Below are 20,994 nucleotides of genomic sequence, written 5' to 3'. Positions count from 1 at the left end.
TATTTATTGCTGTGCTACTGGGTCTTTTGTTTTTGCTTTTACCGCTTCGTATTTTTCATACTTCAATGTTCTCTCAAGCCTCTGGATGCTTTGGCGCGGAACATACTCACCATATCCTGCTTCTCCTACGATGCCTTTGTCTTCATCGTAAATCACGTTTCCGCGAATGATCGTTTGGACTGGCTTTCCTTTAAGCTTCATGCCATGCAGAGGGTTATATTTAGCCATTGATTCTGTTTTCTGCTCGTCTATTACGTATTCTTTCTCAAGATCGATAACAGTGAAATCAGCATCACTGCCAATTTCCATTGATCCCTTTTTAGGATAAATGCCATAATGAATGGCGGCATTGCGGCTCGTTACCTCGACAAATCTTGATAAGGATAAACGGCCTTTATTTAAACCTTCACTGACAAGGATCGGCACCATTGTTTCTACACCAGGTATGCCAGGGAAGGTGTTCCAGATCGTTGCCCCTGGATAATCCTTTTCTGTTGCAATTTCATATGGAGCATGGTCCGTACCGACAAAATCGATTGTTCCGTCAGCCAGAGCCTGCCAGTGTGATTCGTTGTCCTCCTTTCCTCGTAAAGGAGGAGCAATCTTTGCATAGGAGCCTCGCTCTGACATGGAGTCCTTTGCATTGAGAACAAGATAGTGAGGACAGGTTTCTGCTGTAACCTTAACACCACGCTTCTTTGCTGCTTTAACCAGCTCGACGCCTTCTTTTGTGCTCATATGTACCACATGTACACGTGCGTCTGTAGCTTCTGCAAAGCTGAGAATCAGTTCAATGGCCACCTTCTCAGCGAGGCTTGAACGCGCTTCAGCCCATGCTGGTCCGTCAAGGCGCCCTTCTTTTTCAAGTTTCTTGGAATAAAATGTGCAGATATCATAGTTTTCAGCATGAACACCAATTGGGAGACCGGTTTTTGCAACATTACTGAAGATTTCCAGCATCTCTGCGTCCGATACTTTAGGGAAGGTAGGTACAGAAGGAGTCATGTAAACTTTAAAGGCAACAACCCCCTGGTCAATCTGCGGATAAATATTATCAATCCAGCCTTCACGTGCATCCTCTCCAGTCATGCCGCCCCAGAAACAGTAATCAATATAAGCCTGATCCCTGATTGGTCCGATTTTTTTATTGAAACTCTCCCCATCTCGAACGGATGGCTTGCTGCAGCATGGCATATCTATAATGGTTGTTAAGCCTCCGGCTGCTGCAGAACGGCTGCCAGTTGCAAAAGTTTCTCTATGAGTGAAGCCTGGATCCATAAAATGAGTATGCGGATCAATACAGCCTGGAACGACTAATTTTCCTTTAATATCAATCACCCTGGCTGCATTTAGAAAAGAAATGTCATTCGTGTAGCCAACAATTTTTCCCTTGTTTACTAGAATATTTGTTAAAACCTGACGATCTCCCTGGGGAATGTTTGCATTTTTCAAAATTAAATCCATTTCTCCTGCTCCTATCTATTATTTGGATTTCTGCCTACCGAAGAAGAGGCAGATGATTTCAGCAATTGCATTTAAATCGCTTCAGCTGAATGATCTCCTTTCAGCTGTTCGATTCTTTCACTTTCACTTATATTTAAATCTTTATAATTAAATACCAAATTTAATAAAATTGCTGTGATGCTTCCCAGCACGATTCCATTTTCAACCAGCAAGCGTGCGCTAGTTGGAAGACTTTCAAAAATTTGCGGGACAACTGCCGAACCAAGTCCGATTCCTATGGAACAGGCAACGATAAGCAAGTTTTCATTTTGGCTGAAATCAACAACAGAAAGCATTCTGATTCCGGATGAAATAACCATTCCAAACATTGGAATCATTGCTCCGCCAAGAACAGCCATAGGGATAATCGTGGTCAGAGCTGCCACTTTAGGCAAAAGCCCCAAAACCATTAATATAACGCCAGCTGCGATAACTACATTTCTCGTTTTTACTTTAGTTAGCGCTACAAGTCCCACATTCTGTGAAAAGGATGTATAAGGAAATGCATTAAAGATTCCTCCTATTACAACAGCCAGCCCCTCTGCACGCAGCCCTTTTTTTATGTCTTTGGAGTCCAGCTTTCTCTCGCAGACATCTCCGAGAGCCAGAAATACCCCAGTAGATTCAATCATGCTCACAATGGCTACTAAAGTCATTGTAAGTATGGCCGAGGCATTGAATGTCGGAAATCCGAAATAGAATGGCTGAACGACATGAAACCAGGAAGCCTGGCTGACTTCAGCAAAGCTGACGAGCCCCATAAAGTAAGCAGTGATCGTTCCGGCCGCCAATGAAAGCAGCACAGATATAGCTCTCATATAGCCTTTAAAGAACCTGTTCATTAAAATAATCAGAACCAGTGTAAATGCAGCCAGGAATAAATTCTGGGCACTCCCATATTCTGGGGAACCAAGCCCTCCTGCAGCATTATTCATTGCAACAGGGATCAAGGAAACCCCAATAATAGCTACCACTGAACCGGTTACGACCGGCGGGAAAAATCTCATTATTTTACTCATAAATTGAGATAAGATCATGACGATGATTCCCGAAGCTATAATGGCCCCGTAGATGGCTGTAATGCCCTGCAAATTCCCGATGGCAATCATGGGTCCGACTGCTGTAAAAGTACATCCAAGAATCACCGGGAGCCTTATGCCAAAATGCCTCCCCCCTATTACTTGAAGCAATGTAGCAATCCCGCAAGTAAATAAATCAATTGAAATTAAATAAGCAAGCTGCTGGGCCGTGAGCCCTATTGCCGGTCCAACAATCAGTGGAACAATAACAGCACCTGCATACATGGCCAGCACATGCTGAAATCCCAAAGTCCCTACTTTCCAAGGATTTAGCTTTTCCAAAGACTTCCCCTCCAGGTATAATTCTTTGTTATGCCTCAGCCTGACTCCAGCGGATAAAAACAGGCATCACCTCCCAAAAGAAAAAAGAGTATAAAAAAAACCGCAGCAATAGATAACATCAAAGTACACATAGATGTTCTATTACTGCGGTTTCATTCAGCTTCCGTTAAACAAAAGGCAAAGGAACCGCTCCGATATTCAGGTTTAAGAAAAACTGCGGCATGCACAGCTTCCCCAAACATATTATAAAACTGCTATTCTTCAAAATAAATAACTGTGCATGCTTCTTCGGTATCAGGATCGTAATCTTTTAAAATCGTTTTGACTTTCAAATGGAGAGAATCTTCAATCAGACCCTTTAAAAGCGATTTAAATTCAACAATCAATGCTGAATCAACCGATATTGTCAGGTGATGAAAGTTCTGGCTTAGCATATGCAGTGCCTGTACACGCTTATGCTGTGCAAATATGATGACTCTATCATCAAAAGTTTCAAGACGCTGTTTCTTGACGCCTGTACCGTAGATCTCCTGATTGACACGATTATAAAGAAAAGCGAGATCTTTTTTTAATGATTGATGAAATTTTGAGGTTATTACAGTCATGTAGTCCTCCTGTTATTCACTATATTAAACAAGGCAGTTTTATAAGTCAATACAATTTATCAGAAAATTCTTACTTGACAAAATATTAACTTAACTATTACACTACAAATCAACTCCCCCTCTATTTCTATAATTGTCTTGATAATACCTTCCTCCAGCACACTGAAAAATCAAATAGAATTTTTCGTATAACCTCAATAATCGGTTTGAGGGTTTCTACTAGGAACCGGAATTCCTATCTACGAAAGGCATTTTCCTGTGGACAGCAGCCAGGAACCTTTTGTGCAGGAATTTTTTTGTGCTTATTAGTCTATTTAGAAGAATATGCATAATATCATAATTTAAATACCTCAGCTTGCTCGCCAGGCTATAATCCCTTAATACTCACACTATTTCTCATTGTCATTTTTAAGTTTCAAAGTTCTATGAGGAGGCGAAGATTTGAAAAGTATTCAGTTTATTGTTAACGGAAAGGAACGTACGGTCGTTTGCCCGCCTGCTAAAACGCTCCTGGATGTCTTGAGGGAAGATTTAGGATTGACTGCCAGCAAGGAATGCTGCGGAAAGGGAGAGTGCGGATCATGCTCTGTACTAATCAATAAAGAGGTTGTATGCTCCTGTCTAGTCCTCGCTGGTCAGGCGCAAAACCAGGTGATCACAACTTGTGAAGGAGTCGGCCTATCGCCAAATCTGGATGTAATTCAGGAATCATTTATTGCTGAAGGGGCAACACAGTGCGGTTACTGTACCCCGGGAATCATCGTATCAGCTAAAGCATTTTTAGATGAAGTTGACACGATCCCATCTGCAGAGGAAATTAAAACAGCTTTAGGCGGCAATCTATGCCGCTGTACAGGCTATACAAAAATTATCAAGGCAGTTCAGACCGCTGCTTCAAAAAAAATATCCGAACCGGAAACAGCCAGATAGTCCATGACACATACAGCTATTGTTCTTGCTGCAGGCCGATCCAGCAGAATGGGCACTTTAAAAGGACTGCTGCCGTGGCAAGGAACGACATTATTCGAGCATCAGCTGCAAAACCTCAGGGAATCTGTATTTTCTGACATTGTTGTCGTTTTGGGTTACAAAGCCGAAGAATTTATTCCAATCGCAAATAAATACCCGATCAAAATCATAATGAATGAACAATTCCATAAAGGAAAATGCTCGTCAATCATTTCCGGAGTTAAAACCGCAGGCAAGTCAGCAGAAACGATTCTTATTACAACTGTTGACCAGCCGCTTCAATCTCTCACCATTAACAGGCTTGCAGAAACTCTTGTGAAAAGCGGCTGCCTGATTGCAGTTCCTAGCCATCAAGGCAAAAGAGGTCACCCTATCCTCTTTTCCGCCCAATTGAGGAATGATCTTTTATCTATCAAGGAAGAAAGAATGGGCTTGAGATATGTAATTCAAGAGCATGAAAAATTTCTTCTTGAGGTGCCCGTGGAAAATGATCAGATTCATCTCAACCTGAATAATCAGGCAGATTATACAAATGCCCTAAAAAAATGACCTGGGAGGTAAATCAATGCTCGTATCACAAATTGACATGATTACCCCTTCCTCTCTATCCGAATGTCTGAACCAGCTATCAAAGGCAGGCAGGAAACATAAATTAATAGCTGGCGGTACAGATGCAGCAGTCCGGATGAAGGAGGGCAAATGGCGGCCAGAGATATGGATTAATATTAAAAACTTAAAAGAGCTGCGGTATATCGAAGAAAGGGAAGATTTTATCCATATTGGCCCCTTGACCACACATACCGATATGATTCAATCACAGCTACTGCAGAGAAAAGCGGATGTTCTCGTGGAAGCAGCCCGTGAAGTCGGGGCCACCCAAATGCAGAATATGGGAACAATCGGGGGAAATATTGGTACTGCTTCCCCTGCAGGCGATACCCTTCCGGCTTTGTATGTTCTCGGTGCAATACTCGAACTCACCTCCCTGACGAATAAACGAACCCTTCCAATCGAAGAGTTTTTCACTGGTCCCGGCAGGACCGTTTTAAAAGAAAATGAAATGATTACAAAAATCTTAATAAAACCGCAAAAACCAAATGGTTTAGGCATTTTCCAAAAGCTCGGCCCCCGAAAAGCACAATCCATTTCCATTGTAAATGTAGCCATTTCACTCACAATGGACAATGACCGCAAATGCGCGGAAGGAAAAATCGCCTTCGGTTCTGTGGCGCCGACTATTATCCGTGCACGCAAGTGCGAATCAATGCTTACCCTGGGGCAGCTTAACGAGGAATTAATCCAGAATATCGCCAAAATAGCCTGGAAAGAGGTCATGCCCATTTCAGATGGAAGAGCAACTGCTACATATAGAAGAGATATGGCAAGCGCTTTACTGGAAAGAGGATTATACCGTCTAATCAGGAGGTGGGAAAACCAGTGAACACCAAATGGGTTGGAAAAAGAGTACAAAGAATTGATGGCCCGGAAAAGGTAACCGGGGAATTAAAATATATGACAGATTACCATTTTGACAATATGGTTTGGGGCAAGGTCCTGCGATCTGAATATCCGCATGCCAAAATAAAATCCATTGACATTGAAGCAGCTAAAAACCTCCCAGGTGTTATTTGTGTACTTACCCATAAAGATATTCCCGGCTTTAATGGATTCGGGATTGTAGTTCCCGATCAGCCTGTTCTGTGCTCAGATGTCGTTCGGTGCACGGGGGATGCTGTAGCACTGGCTGCAGCAGAAACACTGGAAATTGCCGAACAGGCACTGACCTTAATCAAAGTGGATTATGAGCCTTTGGAAGTTGTTGCAGATGCTGAATATGCCTTAACCGATTCTGCTCCAAAGCTCCATCCCGATGGCAATTTGCATAGCCATGTAAAAATAAAAAACGGAAATATTGAAGAAGCCTTCGAAGAAGCTGACATCATTGTTGAGAATACCTACTTCTCCCCCCGCCAAATGCATGCATTTATCGAAACAGAAGGCGGCTGGGGAGTTATGGATGAAGAAGGATTCCTCACAATTCGCTGCCCTGGCCAATACGCCTACCGCGATCGAATGCAGATTGCAAGGTCCCTGGCTTATAACCCTGAAAGAATCAGAGTCATTTCAAGTCCTATTGGCGGAGCATTCGGCGGGAAAGATGAGATTACGGTTCAAATTTATCTGGCCCTCCTTGCCATGCATACAAACGGGCGGCCTGTAAAAATTCATTTAAGTCGTGAAGAGTCTGTCATTGCCGGCATAAAAAGGCATCCTTTTAAAGTGAAAATGAAAACAGCTGCCAAAAAAGACGGCACATTGCTCGCTAACCAGGTAACTGCTATTGGAGATACCGGTGCCTATGCTTCACTCGGAGGGGCAGTCATCGCTCTGGCTATCGAACATTCATGCGGCCCTTATAAAATTCCAAATGTGGATCTCGAAGGCTTCTGTGTTTATACCAATAATGGCATTGCCGGTGCCTTCAGAGGCTTTGGAGTGAACCAGGTATGTATGGGAATTGAAACCCATATGGATATGATTGCAGAAAAACTGGGAATGAATCCAATTGAACTGCGCAAAAAAAATGTCTATCATCAGGGCGAAGTTTCAAGTGTCGGCCACATTGTCAAATCCAGTGTGGGCACCTATAAAACGCTTGAAACCGCAGAAAATTGCGATCTATGGAAGAACCGTGAAAAGTATAAATCCGAAGTGAGTGAGCCATGGAAAAAACGGGGAGTGTCTCTCGCAACTTCCTTTCATGGCATTGGAATGGGCATTGGCCTGCCTGATTATGGAGCCGCCTCTATCGAACTTCTGCCCGACGGAAAATTCCTTGTAGGTGTCGGATGCGAGGAAATCGGCGGAGGCAATAGCACTGTGTATGCCCAAATTGCGGCTGAGATGCTGAACTGTGATATCAGCAATATCATGATCGTTCAAGGAGATACACAGAGGACACTTGATGGCGGTACTGTAACTGCCTCCCGGTCCACCTATACCGGCGGAAGAGCTGTTGCCGCAGCAGCACCCAAGATGACTGAGCTTCTTATTCAAACAGCTGCAGAAATGCTGAATTTACAAGCATCAAGGATTGACATAAGACCAAACTATATTGCAGCCGATGGACAAATCATACCCTATAAGTCTATCCATAAGTACCTTTATGATCATCATCAGTCTGCCAGAGTAGAAGGACACTTCTACCTTCCAAAAGAAAAGGAAGAAATCAAAGGCTCAGGCGGTGCTCCCCATCATTTATACGGATATTTAACCCATGTAGTGATGGTTGAAGTAGATACTTTAACTGGTGAAACGGATGTTTTGCGGGTTGTTTCCATCCCTGATGCAGGAAAAGTCATGAATCCCCAGGGGCTGGAGGGCCAGGCTGAAGGCGGAGCAGTAATGGGGATCGGCTATACTCTTTTTGAAGATGTACTGATAGAAAATGGTTATCATAAGACACGGAATTTCACTGATTATATCATCCCTACTATTCGCGAGACACCATTGATTGAGACCTTCCCTGTTGAAGAGCCCGAACAATCAGGGCCTTTTGGGGCAAAGGGAATTGGAGAGGTTGTAATGATTCCGATTATTGCTGCTATCATGTCAGCCATATGTGATGCAACAGGGGCTAGAATCTTCCACCTGCCTGCTACTCCTGAAAGAGTTTTTAATGCATTAAAAGATCTCAAAAAACAAAAAGTCCAATCTGCAAGGTGATGCAATTGATGAGCCGCAATTTATTTGCCCAATTAGAAAAGTCCATCAACAACAGAAAAGACACTTTTCTTCTTACCATTACAGACTATCCTGATAACAAGATCCTCGGAGCCAAAGCGTTATTATGGCCAGATGGAGGCTTCTGTACTGATGACTCACTGCTGCCACAGGATGTGAAGGATCTATTAATAGCACAATGCAGTAAACTAGTCGCCAAAAGACGGTCCGGCGCAGTGAAATTTGTGTGGAAGGACAGCAAAATTGAATGTTTTGCAGAATACTTCCCGGCTCCGCTCCATTTGATAGTGGCCGGGGCGGGCCATGTGTGTGAACCAGTGGCAGAAATGGGGCGTATGCTGGGATTTTTCGTCACAGTAATAGACGATCGGGAAGAGTTCGCAAACAGGGAACGTTTTCCATTTGCCAGTGAAGTGGTTTGCCAATCCTACCTGCATTATTTCAGAAATGTGGATATTTCGGAAAAAACCTATATTCTCCTTCTTACAAGAGGACATAAATATGACGTACTCAGTTTGAATGAACTTTTAAAAAGGAACAGCCATGCAGGATATATAGGCATGATAGGCAGCAGAAGGCGCATTTCAGGTGTTTTTAAAGAACTTCAGCAGGATTTTCCGGATGAAAGCTTTGACAATCTATATACCCCTGTGGGACTCGATATCGGAGCAGAAACACCTGCAGAGATAGCAGTCAGTATCATGGCAGAAATTCTGAAAGTAAAAAATCAAAAATCTGGAAACTCTTTAAATACACAGATTAAAAAGTATGCAAAGATGGGTTTCCATGAGGGGGCCGGCAAATGGACCAAATGCAGCTCATAAAGCGAGCCATGGAAGTCAGGAAAGGAGGTGAGAAAGCAGCGATCGCCACAATTATTCGCACTAAAGGGTCCACTCCGAGAAAAACTGGAAGCCGGATGATTGTGTTTCCCTGCGGAAGAATTGAAGGTACTATCGGCGGGGGCTGCGGTGAAGCAGAAGTGATTGAGAAGGCCTTAGAAGTCATCCAATCCAATACTCCAAGTCAAAAGCGTGTTGATTTAACGAAAGGGCTATTTTTTGAAGATGGAGGAATCTGCGGCGGAATTATGGATGTCTTTATTGAACCTATTTAGCCAAAATAATGTATAACTCCCGCCTATTCCATGGTCAAGTCAGTTTGTATTGCAGAATGGACATTTACCATGAAGAAGGAGTGACTTTTCATGTCGATAATCGAAAAGGATCTTGGGTCGGGCCTCCCGCCTGCCTCTGATGCGAACCTCTTAGAACGGCTCTTTAAGCTATCCGCACGAAACACCAACGTAAAAACAGAACTTCTTGCGGGCGTTACTTCGTTTATGACAATGAGTTATATAATCTTTGTCAACCCGATTATCTTAGCTGACGCAGGAATACCAAAAGAAGCCGCACTGGCTGCAACCATTTACGCAAGTGTCTTCTGTACTCTTCTAATGGCGCTGTGGGCAAATTTCCCTGTAGCGGTTGCCCCTGGCATGGGGCTGAATGCCTTTTTTGCCTATACAGTGGTCCTTGGTCAGGGTCTTTCCTGGCAAACAGCCCTTGGAGCTGTATTTATATCGGGAATTGTATTTTTAATTTTGACAGTTACAGGAGTCCGCCAAAAGATCGTTGATGGTGTTCCGGATGTTTTAAAGTCAGCTATAGGTGTTGGGATTGGTTTATTTATTGCTTTTATTGGCTTAAAAAATGCAGAGCTTGTGGTTGCAAATGAATCCACATTTGTCGGCTTAGGAAGCATAACAAGCCAAGGTCCGCTTCTTGCACTTTTTGGATTAATTATTGCCGCCCTCCTCATGGCGAAAAAAATAAAAGGCGCCTTGCTGATTAGTATTTTGGGTACAAGTGCGCTGGCCATGATTGTTGGCTTTATTGCCTATCCAAAGGCTGTAACTGATATTGTATCCCTCAGTCTTCCAAGCATGTCTGATACGTTTTTAGCTATGGATATTATGGGCGCAGTAAAATATGGCATCATCTCAGTCATTTTCTCCTTTACTATTGTAGAATTATTTGACAACTTAGCTACCCTCATCGGATTATCAAAAAAAGCTGGCCTCACTGATGATAATGGAAAAATTGAAAATCTGGATCGTGCACTTCAGGCAGATGCAGTTGGCACGATGGCAAGTGCAGCATTTGGAAGCACCGCCTTAAACGCTTATGTGGAAAACGCAACCGGGATCTCGGAAGGCGGACGCACTGGCTTAACTGCTTTAACTGTAGCTGTTCTATTTTTTCTGTCACTCATTTTTGCTCCGCTCATTTATTTCATACCGTCTGTAGCCACAGCACCTATTCTTATCCTTGTTGGTGCCTTAATGCTTAGTGAAATAAAACATATAAGCTTCGATGACTTCACTGATGTCATACCTGTTTTTTTAACAATTGTTCTGATGCCTTTAACTTTCAGCATCGCCCAGGGGCTGGCATTCGGCTTTATCTCTTACACACTGCTTAAGCTTCTTACAGGCAAGCATCATCAGATTCACTGGATCATGTATTTTGTCAGTGCAGCCTTTATCATTAATTTCATTATGGGCGGACACTAATCGGATGTTTGTCATTTTCAAAAAAAGCGAGGAGTTTACATGAAGCTAACCATAGAAAATTTACGAAAAAGAATTGACGTGGCAGCCAAAAGGACTCCTGCCGATCTGGTTATAAAAAACGGGAAGGTAATAAATGTATTTACACGTGAAATCATCGAGGAAGACATAGCAATTGCCGATGGATTCATAGCTGGCTTAGGAAGCTATGAAGGGAAGGAAATTATTGATGCTGGGGGCAGCTATATAGCCCCCGGGTTCATTGATGGGCATGTCCATATTGAGTCAGCGATGGTTACCCCCCCTGAATTCAGCAATGTTGTCCTCCCGCATGGAGTAACGACTGTTATTGCAGACCCTCACGAAATAGCCAATGTCAGCGGAACAAAAGGCATTGATTTCATGCTGGAATCTTCAGAAAAGATCCCGCTCGATGTATTTTTCATGCTTCCATCCTGTGTGCCTGCAACTCCATTTGAAAATGCCGGCGCTTCCCTCAGTTACAAGGATCTTGAAAAATATTACGGTCACCCGAGAGTGCTCGGTCTTGGTGAAGTAATGGATTACCCTGCTGTTATGAACAATGAACCAGAAATGCTAAAAAAACTGGAAGACGCTCATAGCAAAGGAAAATGCATCGATGGGCATGCAGCAGGGCTTAATGCAGATGAAATTAATATATACATGTCTGCCGGCATTAGAACAGACCATGAATGCATAAACCCTGAAGAAGCGCTGGACCGAATGCGCAAAGGGATGTATGTTATGCTGAGGGAAGGATCGGCGGCCAGGGACTTATTAGCACTTCTCAAATCTGTCAGCGAAAAAAACGCACGGCGCTGTTTATTCGTGACGGATGATAAGCATCTGGATGACCTAATCAATGAAGGCAGCATTGACCATAATGTCAGAATGGCCATTAAGGAAGGGATGGATCCTATCCTTGCCGTTCAAATCGCCACGCTGAATGCATCAGAATGCTTCGGCCTGAAAAATAAAGGGGCTATTGCCCCAGGTTATGAAGCCGACCTGATTTTTCTTAGTGATCTTAGGGATGTAAAGATTGAGAAAGTAATGAAGAGCGGAATACTTGCTGCAGAAAATGGGGTCATTAATGATCCAGTTACGGACAGCGCCGAACCTCCACCTGCCATTTTGGACAGTGTCAAAATCGGCAGCCTAAACGGTGAGGATTTAAGCATAAATATTGGAACTGGGAATGCCAATATTATTGGCATTATACCGAACAGCATTGTGACCAGACATCTGGTGGAAAAGGCCGATTCGCTTAATGGCTATTTCCAGTCTAATTCTGATAAAGATTATTTAAAATTGGCTGTGGTGGAGCGGCATCATCTTACCGGAAGCATCGGGCTTGGCATAATTAAGGGACTAGGAATTACAAGGGGAGGGATTGCCTCAACGGTCGCCCATGATTCCCATAATATTGTGGCAGCTGGCACCTCTGATGAAGATTTACTGGCGGCCATTAAGCATACGGCAGCAATGAAAGGCGGCCTGGCTGTTGTCCAGGATGGAAAAATCCTTGCTGAACTGCCCCTGCCTATTGCCGGGCTCATGAGTGGCCGGGATTCTTCATTTATTTTCGGACGTTTGTCTGAGTTGAATCATGCTCTTAGAACAGTCGGATGCAGCATGGAATTCAACCCGTTTTTGACGCTTTCATTTTTAGCGCTTCCAGTAATACCTGAGCTCAAGTTAACTGATAAAGGATTATTTTCCGTCAGCTCCTTTAGCCACATTAAAGCAGAAGTATAGAAAAGCGGAAGGGCCGGGGTTTCTCCGGCCTTATTTCATTTCTTAGTGACTTCCTTATTATTTAATGTTAATGCTGCCCAAGCTGTTTCATCTGCAAAGTACCTGCTCCAGCTTGCCACACCGGCCAAATTATATTTCTTTGCCAATTCAGCCCGTTTGGTTAATGATATTTCATCTTCAAGCCACACTTTATATGTGATTTTATCTTTTTCTGAAAAATGCTCAGCATAATTTTGCCCGCTTTCCGAATCATATACTGGGGTAACGTTGTTTTGACTGAGCCACTCTTTTACTTTACTCATAGAAAGTGCTTTAGAAGAAACATCCCCGTTTGATTTTTGTTCCCATAGTCTCGTATATAGCGGCACTCCCAATATTAATTTTTCATTAGGGACAATCTCCAGCAGATGTTTCAGGTTTTCTTCAACCCACGGCAGGCTCGCTACGCTTCCTGCAACCTGTGAGCTTCCCCAATGCTCATCATAAGCCATGACAACTAAATAATCTGCTATTCCGGCAAGTTTATCCCTTTCATAAAAAGCCGACCAATTACCGCTCGATGAAATGAATGTGATATCCAGAGACACGACTAAACCTGCTTCATGAAAGTACGGAGTTGCTTCCCTCACAAACTGTGTAATTAATGGCCCATCCTCCGAGTTAACATTTTCAATGTCTAGATTCACCCCATTCAATTCATACATTTGACTGAAATGCAGAAGCTGCCGAATCATATTCTGCCTTGTTTCAAAAGAACCAAATGCTTCATGTGTTAAATCAGGGTCAAATGCATTTGAAAACAAGCCCCATATTTGGTATCCCTGTTTTCGTGCCCACATTGAATAATCTTTCGAACCCAGGTTTTTGATGGAACCTTTTCCGTCCGCAAGCTCAAACCATGTTGGGGAAATGACATTGATGCCCGGCATCTTCGGGATTTTTGCAGTATTAGGGTTTTTTGTATAAACAGCTTCCCAGGTCAGCTGTATAGGGCCTTCAAGTTCTGGCACTGTATACACAGATTCTTCAAGGGAAATAGCCATCTGTTTGCTCTCACCCTTTTTTATGTATTTTTTCTTCAAATAACCAGCTGTACCGTCTTCTTTTCTAATAAAATAGTAGTCTCCTTTTTCTTGTTCTATTAAAACATTTTCCTTTGGAGATACTGAAGCCGTGTACGGAGATTCCAGACTGTCTTCCGTCCGCAGCCGAAGCAATTCTTCATGAATATCATTTTCCTTCACCTTGCCGGAAACCATTGACTCCCCATTTTTGTGAACCCATATTGCCCCTGTATCAGAGAGAATTGAATAAGTAATTGGATAGAAAGCCAAAAGGGGCTCGATTGCCAAATATTTGTCATTTCCTATCTGTTTAGCAGCTGTAAAATCCAGTTTCCTAGGCTTATCATTCACATAATAGCTCAAAGATTCAGACGGCATCTGCACTACTTTATTTTTTGTGGCGATTATGATGGATTGTGAGTCTTCATCAAAAATTATGCCTTCATCGACAAATTCCTGCAAAAACGATAATGGCAGGTAGATCGATTCACCTTCTATATAAGCATTACCGGCTTGTTTGCCCATAAACAATATCGGATGATTTCCTTTAAAGTAAGATACCTTTTCCTTTGAAGCAAAAGGATATAAAATCATGAGTACGGTTGAAGTTATCAGTGTAAAAGCAAACAAAAGCCCCGCAAAAATAAGTTTTTTAGCGAAAGGCTTTTGTGGACTTGTTTCAATTTTATACATTCCTTTTCCTCCCTTACATCCATCGTATCGGAATAAACAGAAATTGGGAAGAAAATTTAGAATGTCTTCAACTTATTTCCACCCCTCCTATATAAACGGAATGAATATAGGAAAGGTTTCAAGTTTTTATCAGTATGTTGTAAAGTGAGTAAGATTCTGCAGTCTGTAAGTAAAATATTTTACCAACGGCATTTTTTCATTGGAAGGATAGTTCTTCGTATAAATTGCACCGTTATTATTCCAAAGCATATTAAAATAGCTGTCGACATCCTTCATAACCTGGGATTGGTCAGAAGCGCTGATTTTTAAATTTGTCTCCAGGTTTAAATCATCCAGATTTCTTTTTGTAAAATTTGCTGAACCAGCTATAATTGTACTATTTTCTTTGCCGGTTACATACATGATTTTCGAATGGTATTGCTCAAAGCCCGTATTGTACCATCTGATTTTTATGTTTTCATGGCCTAATTTCTCTAATTCAGCAGCGACAGGTATATTGGGAAGCCCAATTTTCTCAGAGCCGAAAGCGTTCTGATTTGGATCCAGGATCATTTTTACTTTAACTCCCCGATCAGCTGCATTCTTTAGAGAATCAACCACTTTCCGGTCAGCAAGATAGAACATGCCAAGCCAGATGGTTTCATCTCTGTCGACTTTATTGATTTCTTTAATAATGTGTTTATAGATTTTCCCTTCAGTCAGCACCTGGGCCTTAACAGTCCCGGTTTTTTTGCTGTCTTTAGGATTAAAATCTGTCAATTTGCCTGTTGCTGAATAATCGACCACCGCCTGCTCGGTTTTTACGAGATCAGCCAGGATTGGCCCTTTTACTTCAAACGCGATATTTGAATGATATCCGCTGGCATTGTGGGGATTTCCGGATGATACAATCCCTGTTTTCTCAGTTACAAAAACCTTCCGGTGATTTGCTTTAATATTCATGAGATCGAGATATGACCGAAATGTCACATCAGGAGCATTTTCTGCGAGCGGATTGGGAAGCCAGCCTTTACCTCCCTGTCCAAGCCACTGTATAAATACACGCCAAAATGCCGAATAAATTGGATTAGAATCTCTCAAAGGAACTAATGAAGTATAAACTACATTTATTCCATTCTCCTTCAGCTTCTTGAATTCGGGTACATTATGTGATCCATATGTGCTGTTAATCCGATCTGTAATCACTGTAATATCCATACTGGGGTGGCTTTGTTTTTGTTCAATGAGCTTATCAGTTATTCTACCGCTAATATCCGGATAATCTTTATCCCCATCATTAAAACCATTGAATAAGAACATATCCATCACTATAAAATCCTCCGCCTCACCAATGGCTTCTAATATCCGCTTAAAGATCTGCTGATCGCTTTCTCTTCTGCCGTTATCTTTTTCAAAATTTAAATCGTATAAAAACTTAATATCTTCTACAGTGTAAACTTCCCCTTCAAAAGAAAGGCCTTTTGGCAATGGTTTATTGGACTGATAGATGATGGTTGCTGCCAATACCAGCACAAGGCTCAAAATAGGTATCCATACCGTTTTTCTATTTAACTTTCCCAGAACCTTTTTCACCAGGACTCCCCCTACCCTTTAGACTGCGATAACTATATATAGACCATTTTTGACTATAGTAAACTCATCTATTCGCCTTCACACAATTAAAAGACGAAGGCCTGTGCCTTCGCCTTTAAAGATATATATTTTAACCTACAAGCTTTACCAGCATATGAGATAGTTTATGCTTTTCTTCTTCAGTTCCTACCTTCCACAGTTCCTGCAGAAGCTTTTCTTCCCGGTTTCTTGGATCTTCTTTGGAAGCCAGATAATCGCCTACCTTTTGAGCTGTGTTCGCGAGCTGTTCCTCATCCATGCCCATTTTCTGGCCCAGGGAGACCTTTCCGCTTAAATATTCTTTAAACCCGTCAAAGCTTGAAAGAATTTCATCTTTCTTTTCGCTTTCCATATTACTTAGCTTTTCCTCTACATTGCCTGCTTGTCCATTTACGTTATTCATATTCTGTTCCATGCTTGAATCTCTCCTTTAAATGGATTTGATTACTGTGACAATCTACTAATACCCGCTGTTAATCATATCAAACACAAGCCGGAGAGTTTGAAAAGCCTCGCTGAAATAAATTGGACAACTTTTTATTTGCACATGGTATGCAGGTTTGCTCACATGGTACAATATACTAACATAGAAAGTATGAAGGAGAGTTTTTATGATTTATGGAATTATCATTATTTTAGCTTACTTACTTGGCTCCATTCCTTCTGGTTTAATTGTAGGAAAACTTTTTTATGGAGTGGATATCCGTGAGCACGGCAGCGGAAATTTAGGCGGTACCAATACTTTCCGGACCCTTGGAGTTAAGGCCGGCATGATTGTGACCATAGCTGATATCTTAAAAGGCACCCTTGCTGCATCGCTGCCCTTTTTCTTTGGATCGGACATGCATCATCTTGCTGCAGGCGTCTTTGCAGTTATTGGGCACATGTATCCGCTGTTTGCCGGCTTTCGCGGTGGAAAAGCAGTCGCTACATCAGGGGGAGTGCTGTTAGCCTATGTACCCTTAATGTTTCTTATCATATTGGGTGTTTTCTTTCTAAGCCTTTACATAACAAAATACGTGTCCTTGTCCTCTATTCTGGCAGCACTGGCATCCATCATTTACGCACTAATTATATGGGACATTCCACTAATTATAGTAGTATCTATACTTGGCATCTTTGTTACTTACAGACATAGGGAAAATATTAAACGAATCAGGGATAAAACCGAGCCCAAAATAAAATGGCTTGGCTGAAAACCAGCCAGCAAAACCATGCAGCAGACTAGATCTGCTGTATTTTTTTTATCTTATTTTCTATGTTTGAATTATTTTCTGATATTTCAGTCTAGTTTATTTGAATAAAGTATTAAAGTAAGATTATACTAATTACAAAGGCCTAGAGACTAAGACCATAAAGGTTTATAAGGTCAATTTTTATACATAAAGAAACATAAATTGATATCTTTCGCCATACATTAGTTTAGGCTGAAATTTCAGCCAAAAACGTTAAAGTTAGGATGAATAATTAAATGGATAAAACTCAGGCGCTGCTGGAAAACGTTTCCTTCCCATACTTTTTCATTGATCATAACTTACGAATACTCACTTCATCATTAATAAGTGCTGAAGGTGTGTTTACTGAATTACTGGCATCAGAAGATATCAGCAGATTCAACAATCTATTAAAGAAAAACGAGTCTGGCATTTTTAAACTTATAATAGGTAATAGCATACTTTCATATAGAATTTATCTGGAAAAAGATGAAGCTGCTCACTATCATCTTTTTTGTTTTCCCCTCTCTTCAGAAGAGGAAAAACTAAGAAAGATGGCAGAGCACATGCAAAAGAAGCTGCACCGCGTTAATCACCAATTAAAAGAAAAAAAGAAACACTTAAATACCGTGAAAGAGATTAAAGAATCTGTTTTGATATCTGATTATTCAGCTGATGCTGGACAGCTGGCAGGTATTGCACATGAGATCCGGAATCCGCTAACAACTGTAAAAGGATTTTTACAGCTTTTGAAGCCTTATTTGTTGGAAATTGGAAAAGAACAGTACGCTGAGATTGCAATTGAAGAACTTAATCGGGCAAATGATATCATATATGAATTCTTAAATGCATCAAAACCTCCTCAAAACATAAGAAATGAAATAGAAGTCAACCGATTAATTAAGGAAATGGAAATATTTTTCGAAAGCGAGGCGCACATAAGAAATATTAGCCTTTCTGTATGCCTCTGCCCTAATAATCCCATTTTCTATGGTGATGTGAAGCAGATAAAGCAGGTCCTGATCAATATTATTAGAAATGCAATGGAAGCCTGTGAAAGTATTCCTGCTTCAGAAGGAAAAATAGAACTTAAAGCAAAAGCCCTTAACCAAAAAGTATACATCACCATCCATGATAATGGATCGGGAATGACAGAAAGAACAATAAGCGAATTGTTTGTACCATTTTATACAACAAAAGAAAAAGGAACCGGCATAGGTCTATCCATATGCCAAAAAATAATTGAAGGGCATGATGGCAAGATTAATGTCCATTCGAAAATGTCACAGGGCACTGTCTTTGAAATTGAACTCCCGATGATTATCAATAATAGTTATTAAATATATTTGTAAACAAATATCAACGCAAATCGAATTATGACATTTAAAATAAAAAATAGCAAAAAAATGATGAAAATTGCAAAATTTCATATTAAAATTAGACTATTAATATATCTTGATACTCTATATTAAGGGGTTAATTTTTATGAAATTCAGTAAAGCCTTCTTTCTATCCACAGCCATCTGTACAATGTTATTTATTAGTTCGGCCTTATTCATCTATCAATTGCACACCGAGAATAAAGCGGAGGCAGCTGAAGCAAAACCTGCTCAATTGCATATGGTAAACAGAGAAACCACAGCGGTTAATAAAATGCTTACAGAGAAGGCTACATTGGGAGCAATTGGCGACATACTTATTCATGACCGGGTATATAATGTTGCAAAAACAAAAACAGGCTATGATTTCAAGCCAATGTTTGAACATGCAAAAACGCTATTAAAAACGCCCGACATCCTGCTTGCCAACCAAGAGACTATATTGGGAGGTCCGGAAATAGGAATTTCCAGTTACCCCATGTTCAATAGTCCTCAGGAGGTTGGAGACGCCCTCATTGAGGCTGGTGTTGACATTGTTTCAACTGCCAATAACCATTCACTCGATAAGGGAGAAAAAGGATTGAAAACATCCTTGGATTATTTGGATCAGATAGGGCTGCCACATGTGGGAACGAACAGAACACCCAGTGAACAGCAAACCTTGAAAGTAATAAACAAAAACGGAATTAAAGTTGCTTATCTTTCTTACACATATGGTACAAACGGAATTCCCGTTCCGGCAGGAAAAGATTATCTCGTAAACCTCATTGATAGAGCAGCAATGAAAGAGGAAATTAACCGGGCAAAAGATGCAGCTGACGTAGTTGTTATGAGCATGCATTGGGGAAATGAATACGAGCTTCAGCCCACAAAGGAACAAAAGGAACTGGCAGAGGTCCTCGCAAATGATGGTGTAGACATTATTTTCGGACACCATCCACATGTACTGCAGCCAATGGAATGGATTGACAGGAAAGACGGACGGAAATCTCTTGTTGTATACTCTCTAGGCAATTTTTTATCCGGCCAGATTAATGATTACAAAGACATAGGCGGTATTGCAACTGTGGAGATTACGAAATATATTGATCAAAACGGGGTCGATATTGAACTTTCCAATCCGGGGTTCATCCCGACATACGTAAGTACTATACAGCAAAAAAAATATCGGGTAGTACCGTTGAAGGATGCTGGCGGCTATGGCCTTCCCAATGCAGAGTCCAAATACAACGAAATTATGACACATATGCTCGATCATGTTCAATAAAGCGCTTTTTGGCGCTTTTTTTTGTGTAAAAATGGTAAAATATTTTGTAGATAGAGGAGGTTTAATCATGAAAACCGCTTATGTTACTAAGTCTTTTCCTTATTTGCAATTATGTATTTTCATAGCAGCAATATTGCTATTTCAATACAAACTTTTTGCTTTCGCTTTCATGCTTTCTTTTGGGCTTATCATTTTTTTACTATTCATTTCAAAGCGGGAGCGTGTTTTTTCCTGGATCATTGCAGGGTATTTAACAGGGAGTCTACTATTTCTTTATGGCGATAAATTGCTTGATGCACTGCCGTTTCAACACTCCATATTAATGATTTTCAATCGGATTCTACTGTTGATCCCTATCATTCTTCTTGTTTATATCTCAAAAAAATATAATAAAACTGCCATCCCTTTTTGGCGGAAGCCGGATTGGAATTCCCATATATTTTTTCCATTCATATGGAGCGGCTTTCATTCATTAAAAATAAAATACTTTCTTCTGATTGCTATCATGATTAATTTTGCTTCATTTGCCTATTCAATTTTTTCAGCGGAAAACTCCTTAACCAGGGACTTTCTCATATTCCTGATTGGCTTCTCCATCATTAATGGAATGATGGAAGAGCTTCTGTGGAGGGGAATCATTTTATCTAGAATGTTGGAGCTTTCCGGAGAAAAGGCAGCTGTACTTTTTTCTGGGCTGGCGTTTGGTTTTTCGCATATAATGCTGGGCTACTCTTTTATCTCATGTCTGCTGTTTGCATTTGGAGGAGTTTTTTATGCTGCCATTACAGTTAAATCCCGAAGCATTTTTCCAGCTGTCATATGGCATATTGCCATGAATCTTTTTATGATTCTAAGCGGATTCATCCCTTTTTCAGGTTAAAAGAAGGACTGCTGACAGCAGCAAGTCCTTTTTTATGTGTTGGATTTAATATGCATAGATGGATAAACATCATACTTTGCCAAATTATTAATGTCCTCCTCCAAATACCAGCTCCTGAAGAAAAATCATGCCAACAGAAAGCAAAACCAAAACGGCCACCAGGGGGACGAAAAGATTTTTGCTTTTATGAAAGATAAATGTAAGGGCAAAATACAAAAAAGCTGATACAGTTAAAAAAAGCCCTGATTCAGTTAATTTTTTAGCACCATCGGCTTGAATGAACACCTGGAGGGCTATGCCTGTAAACAGAACGGCACCTAAGATATTAAAAAAACGAAATGAATTCACCTTAT

General features: G+C 41.1%; 19 protein-coding genes and 1 riboswitch. Of the genes, 12 read left to right on the top strand and 7 right to left on the bottom strand.

From position 1 onward, the window contains the following. Window positions 1-3 precede the first annotated feature (3 nt). The 3 genes from allB to ACR42H_RS12020 form a co-directional block, all read right to left on the bottom strand. Window positions 4-1,464, bottom strand: coding sequence for an allantoinase AllB (gene allB, locus ACR42H_RS12030; protein ID WP_113880820.1), 1,461 nt, complete (start codon window positions 1,462-1,464; stop codon window positions 4-6). Window positions 1,465-1,535: 71 nt separating this feature from the next. After that, window positions 1,536-2,864 carry a nucleobase:cation symporter-2 family protein gene (locus ACR42H_RS12025; RefSeq protein ID WP_436376383.1) on the bottom strand — a complete coding sequence of 443 codons (1,329 nt, stop codon included), beginning with the start codon at window positions 2,862-2,864 and terminating at the stop codon, window positions 1,536-1,538. A gap of 254 nt (window positions 2,865-3,118) precedes the next feature. Further along, window positions 3,119-3,469 carry a Na-translocating system protein MpsC family protein gene (locus ACR42H_RS12020; protein ID WP_436376382.1) on the bottom strand — a complete coding sequence of 117 codons (351 nt, stop codon included), beginning with the start codon at window positions 3,467-3,469 and terminating at the stop codon, window positions 3,119-3,121. Window positions 3,470-3,633: 164 nt separating this feature from the next. Further along, a riboswitch (purine riboswitch) is annotated at window positions 3,634-3,731 on the top strand. Window positions 3,732-3,910: 179 nt separating this feature from the next. Between ACR42H_RS12020 and ACR42H_RS12015 the strand changes: the two genes are divergently transcribed. From ACR42H_RS12015 to ade, 8 genes are all read left to right on the top strand, one after another. Beyond that, window positions 3,911-4,399, top strand: coding sequence for a (2Fe-2S)-binding protein (locus ACR42H_RS12015; RefSeq protein WP_113880817.1), 489 nt, complete (start codon window positions 3,911-3,913; stop codon window positions 4,397-4,399). Between the two features lie 3 nt (window positions 4,400-4,402). Beyond that, complete coding sequence (locus ACR42H_RS12010) at window positions 4,403-4,987, top strand: nucleotidyltransferase family protein (protein WP_436376381.1); 585 nt, start codon at window positions 4,403-4,405, stop codon at window positions 4,985-4,987. Window positions 4,988-5,003: 16 nt separating this feature from the next. Continuing rightward, window positions 5,004-5,879, top strand: coding sequence for an FAD binding domain-containing protein (locus tag ACR42H_RS12005; RefSeq protein WP_436376380.1), 876 nt, complete (start codon window positions 5,004-5,006; stop codon window positions 5,877-5,879). Further along, a complete protein-coding gene (locus ACR42H_RS12000; RefSeq protein WP_436376378.1) occupies window positions 5,876-8,164 on the top strand; it encodes a xanthine dehydrogenase family protein molybdopterin-binding subunit in 2,289 nt (762 codons plus the stop codon). Before ACR42H_RS12005 ends, ACR42H_RS12000 begins: the two co-directional genes overlap by 4 nt. A gap of 8 nt (window positions 8,165-8,172) precedes the next feature. Then, window positions 8,173-9,006, top strand: coding sequence for an XdhC family protein (locus ACR42H_RS11995; protein WP_436376376.1), 834 nt, complete (start codon window positions 8,173-8,175; stop codon window positions 9,004-9,006). Then, on the top strand, window positions 8,985-9,299 hold the full coding sequence (locus ACR42H_RS11990; RefSeq protein ID WP_113880812.1) for an XdhC family protein: 315 nt from the start codon (window positions 8,985-8,987) through the stop codon (window positions 9,297-9,299). The genes ACR42H_RS11995 and ACR42H_RS11990 overlap by 22 nt, the downstream gene beginning before the upstream one ends. Before the next feature lie 90 nt (window positions 9,300-9,389). Continuing rightward, window positions 9,390-10,757 (top strand): NCS2 family permease, encoded by a 1,368-nt coding sequence (locus ACR42H_RS11985; RefSeq protein WP_436376374.1) that lies wholly within the window; start codon window positions 9,390-9,392, stop codon window positions 10,755-10,757. 39 nt (window positions 10,758-10,796) lie between these two features. Further along, complete coding sequence (gene ade, locus ACR42H_RS11980; RefSeq protein ID WP_436376373.1) at window positions 10,797-12,533, top strand: adenine deaminase; 1,737 nt, start codon at window positions 10,797-10,799, stop codon at window positions 12,531-12,533. A gap of 35 nt (window positions 12,534-12,568) precedes the next feature. Here the strand turns inward: ade and ACR42H_RS11975 are convergent, their stop codons facing one another. The 3 genes from ACR42H_RS11975 to ACR42H_RS11965 form a co-directional block, all read right to left on the bottom strand. Then, complete coding sequence (locus ACR42H_RS11975) at window positions 12,569-14,290, bottom strand: glycosyl hydrolase family 18 protein (protein WP_436376371.1); 1,722 nt, start codon at window positions 14,288-14,290, stop codon at window positions 12,569-12,571. Between the two features lie 129 nt (window positions 14,291-14,419). After that, window positions 14,420-15,862: a phospholipase D family protein gene (locus ACR42H_RS11970; protein WP_436376369.1), complete on the bottom strand. Its 1,443-nt coding sequence runs from the start codon at window positions 15,860-15,862 to the stop codon at window positions 14,420-14,422. A gap of 130 nt (window positions 15,863-15,992) precedes the next feature. Further along, complete coding sequence (locus ACR42H_RS11965) at window positions 15,993-16,316, bottom strand: DUF3243 domain-containing protein (RefSeq protein ID WP_436376367.1); 324 nt, start codon at window positions 16,314-16,316, stop codon at window positions 15,993-15,995. Between the two features lie 196 nt (window positions 16,317-16,512). Here ACR42H_RS11965 and plsY point away from each other — a divergent pair, with 196 nt between their 5' ends. The 4 genes from plsY to ACR42H_RS11945 all read left to right on the top strand — a co-directional run bounded on the left by plsY (window position 16,513) and on the right by ACR42H_RS11945 (window position 20,641). Then, window positions 16,513-17,097 (top strand): glycerol-3-phosphate 1-O-acyltransferase PlsY, encoded by a 585-nt coding sequence (gene plsY / locus ACR42H_RS11960; RefSeq protein WP_436376366.1) that lies wholly within the window; start codon window positions 16,513-16,515, stop codon window positions 17,095-17,097. A 275-nt stretch (window positions 17,098-17,372) separates the two neighbouring features. Further along, window positions 17,373-18,455 (top strand): sensor histidine kinase, encoded by a 1,083-nt coding sequence (locus ACR42H_RS11955; protein ID WP_436376364.1) that lies wholly within the window; start codon window positions 17,373-17,375, stop codon window positions 18,453-18,455. A gap of 145 nt (window positions 18,456-18,600) precedes the next feature. Next, window positions 18,601-19,761, top strand: a complete 1,161-nt coding sequence (locus ACR42H_RS11950) for a CapA family protein (protein ID WP_436376362.1) — start codon at window positions 18,601-18,603, stop codon at window positions 19,759-19,761. Window positions 19,762-19,828: 67 nt separating this feature from the next. Further along, complete coding sequence (locus tag ACR42H_RS11945; RefSeq protein WP_436376360.1) at window positions 19,829-20,641, top strand: CPBP family intramembrane glutamic endopeptidase; 813 nt, start codon at window positions 19,829-19,831, stop codon at window positions 20,639-20,641. A gap of 87 nt (window positions 20,642-20,728) precedes the next feature. On the opposite strand, the gene ACR42H_RS11940 is transcribed toward ACR42H_RS11945, so the two are convergent. After that, a complete protein-coding gene (locus tag ACR42H_RS11940; RefSeq protein WP_113880802.1) occupies window positions 20,729-20,989 on the bottom strand; it encodes a hypothetical protein in 261 nt (86 codons plus the stop codon). Between the last annotated feature and the right edge of the window lie 5 nt (window positions 20,990-20,994).

Source organism: Cytobacillus sp. BC1816 (genome assembly GCF_051353635.1).
GTDB classification, from domain to species: domain Bacteria; phylum Bacillota; class Bacilli; order Bacillales; family Cytobacillaceae; genus Cytobacillus; species Cytobacillus oceanisediminis_C.
This window is presented reverse-complemented; position numbering and strand designations above follow the sequence as displayed.

Excerpts from the sequence above, each read along its gene's own strand:
- ACR42H_RS11965 (WP_436376367.1), bottom strand. The coding sequence starts at position 16,316 with ATGGAACAGAATATGAATAACGTAAATGGACAAGCAGGCAATGTAGAG.
- plsY (WP_436376366.1), top strand. The coding sequence starts at position 16,513 with ATGATTTATGGAATTATCATTATTTTAGCTTACTTACTTGGCTCCATT.
- ACR42H_RS12010 (WP_436376381.1), top strand. The coding sequence starts at position 4,403 with ATGACACATACAGCTATTGTTCTTGCTGCAGGCCGATCCAGCAGAATG.
- ACR42H_RS11955 (WP_436376364.1), top strand. The coding sequence starts at position 17,373 with ATGGATAAAACTCAGGCGCTGCTGGAAAACGTTTCCTTCCCATACTTT.
- ACR42H_RS12005 (WP_436376380.1), top strand. The coding sequence starts at position 5,004 with ATGCTCGTATCACAAATTGACATGATTACCCCTTCCTCTCTATCCGAA.
- ACR42H_RS11990 (WP_113880812.1), top strand. The coding sequence starts at position 8,985 with ATGGACCAAATGCAGCTCATAAAGCGAGCCATGGAAGTCAGGAAAGGA.
- ACR42H_RS11950 (WP_436376362.1), top strand. The coding sequence starts at position 18,601 with ATGAAATTCAGTAAAGCCTTCTTTCTATCCACAGCCATCTGTACAATG.
- ACR42H_RS11975 (WP_436376371.1), bottom strand. The coding sequence starts at position 14,290 with ATGTATAAAATTGAAACAAGTCCACAAAAGCCTTTCGCTAAAAAACTT.
- ACR42H_RS12020 (WP_436376382.1), bottom strand. The coding sequence starts at position 3,469 with ATGACTGTAATAACCTCAAAATTTCATCAATCATTAAAAAAAGATCTC.
- ACR42H_RS11995 (WP_436376376.1), top strand. The coding sequence starts at position 8,173 with ATGAGCCGCAATTTATTTGCCCAATTAGAAAAGTCCATCAACAACAGA.
- ACR42H_RS11945 (WP_436376360.1), top strand. The coding sequence starts at position 19,829 with ATGAAAACCGCTTATGTTACTAAGTCTTTTCCTTATTTGCAATTATGT.
- ade (WP_436376373.1), top strand. The coding sequence starts at position 10,797 with ATGAAGCTAACCATAGAAAATTTACGAAAAAGAATTGACGTGGCAGCC.
- allB (WP_113880820.1), bottom strand. The coding sequence starts at position 1,464 with ATGGATTTAATTTTGAAAAATGCAAACATTCCCCAGGGAGATCGTCAG.
- ACR42H_RS11985 (WP_436376374.1), top strand. The coding sequence starts at position 9,390 with ATGTCGATAATCGAAAAGGATCTTGGGTCGGGCCTCCCGCCTGCCTCT.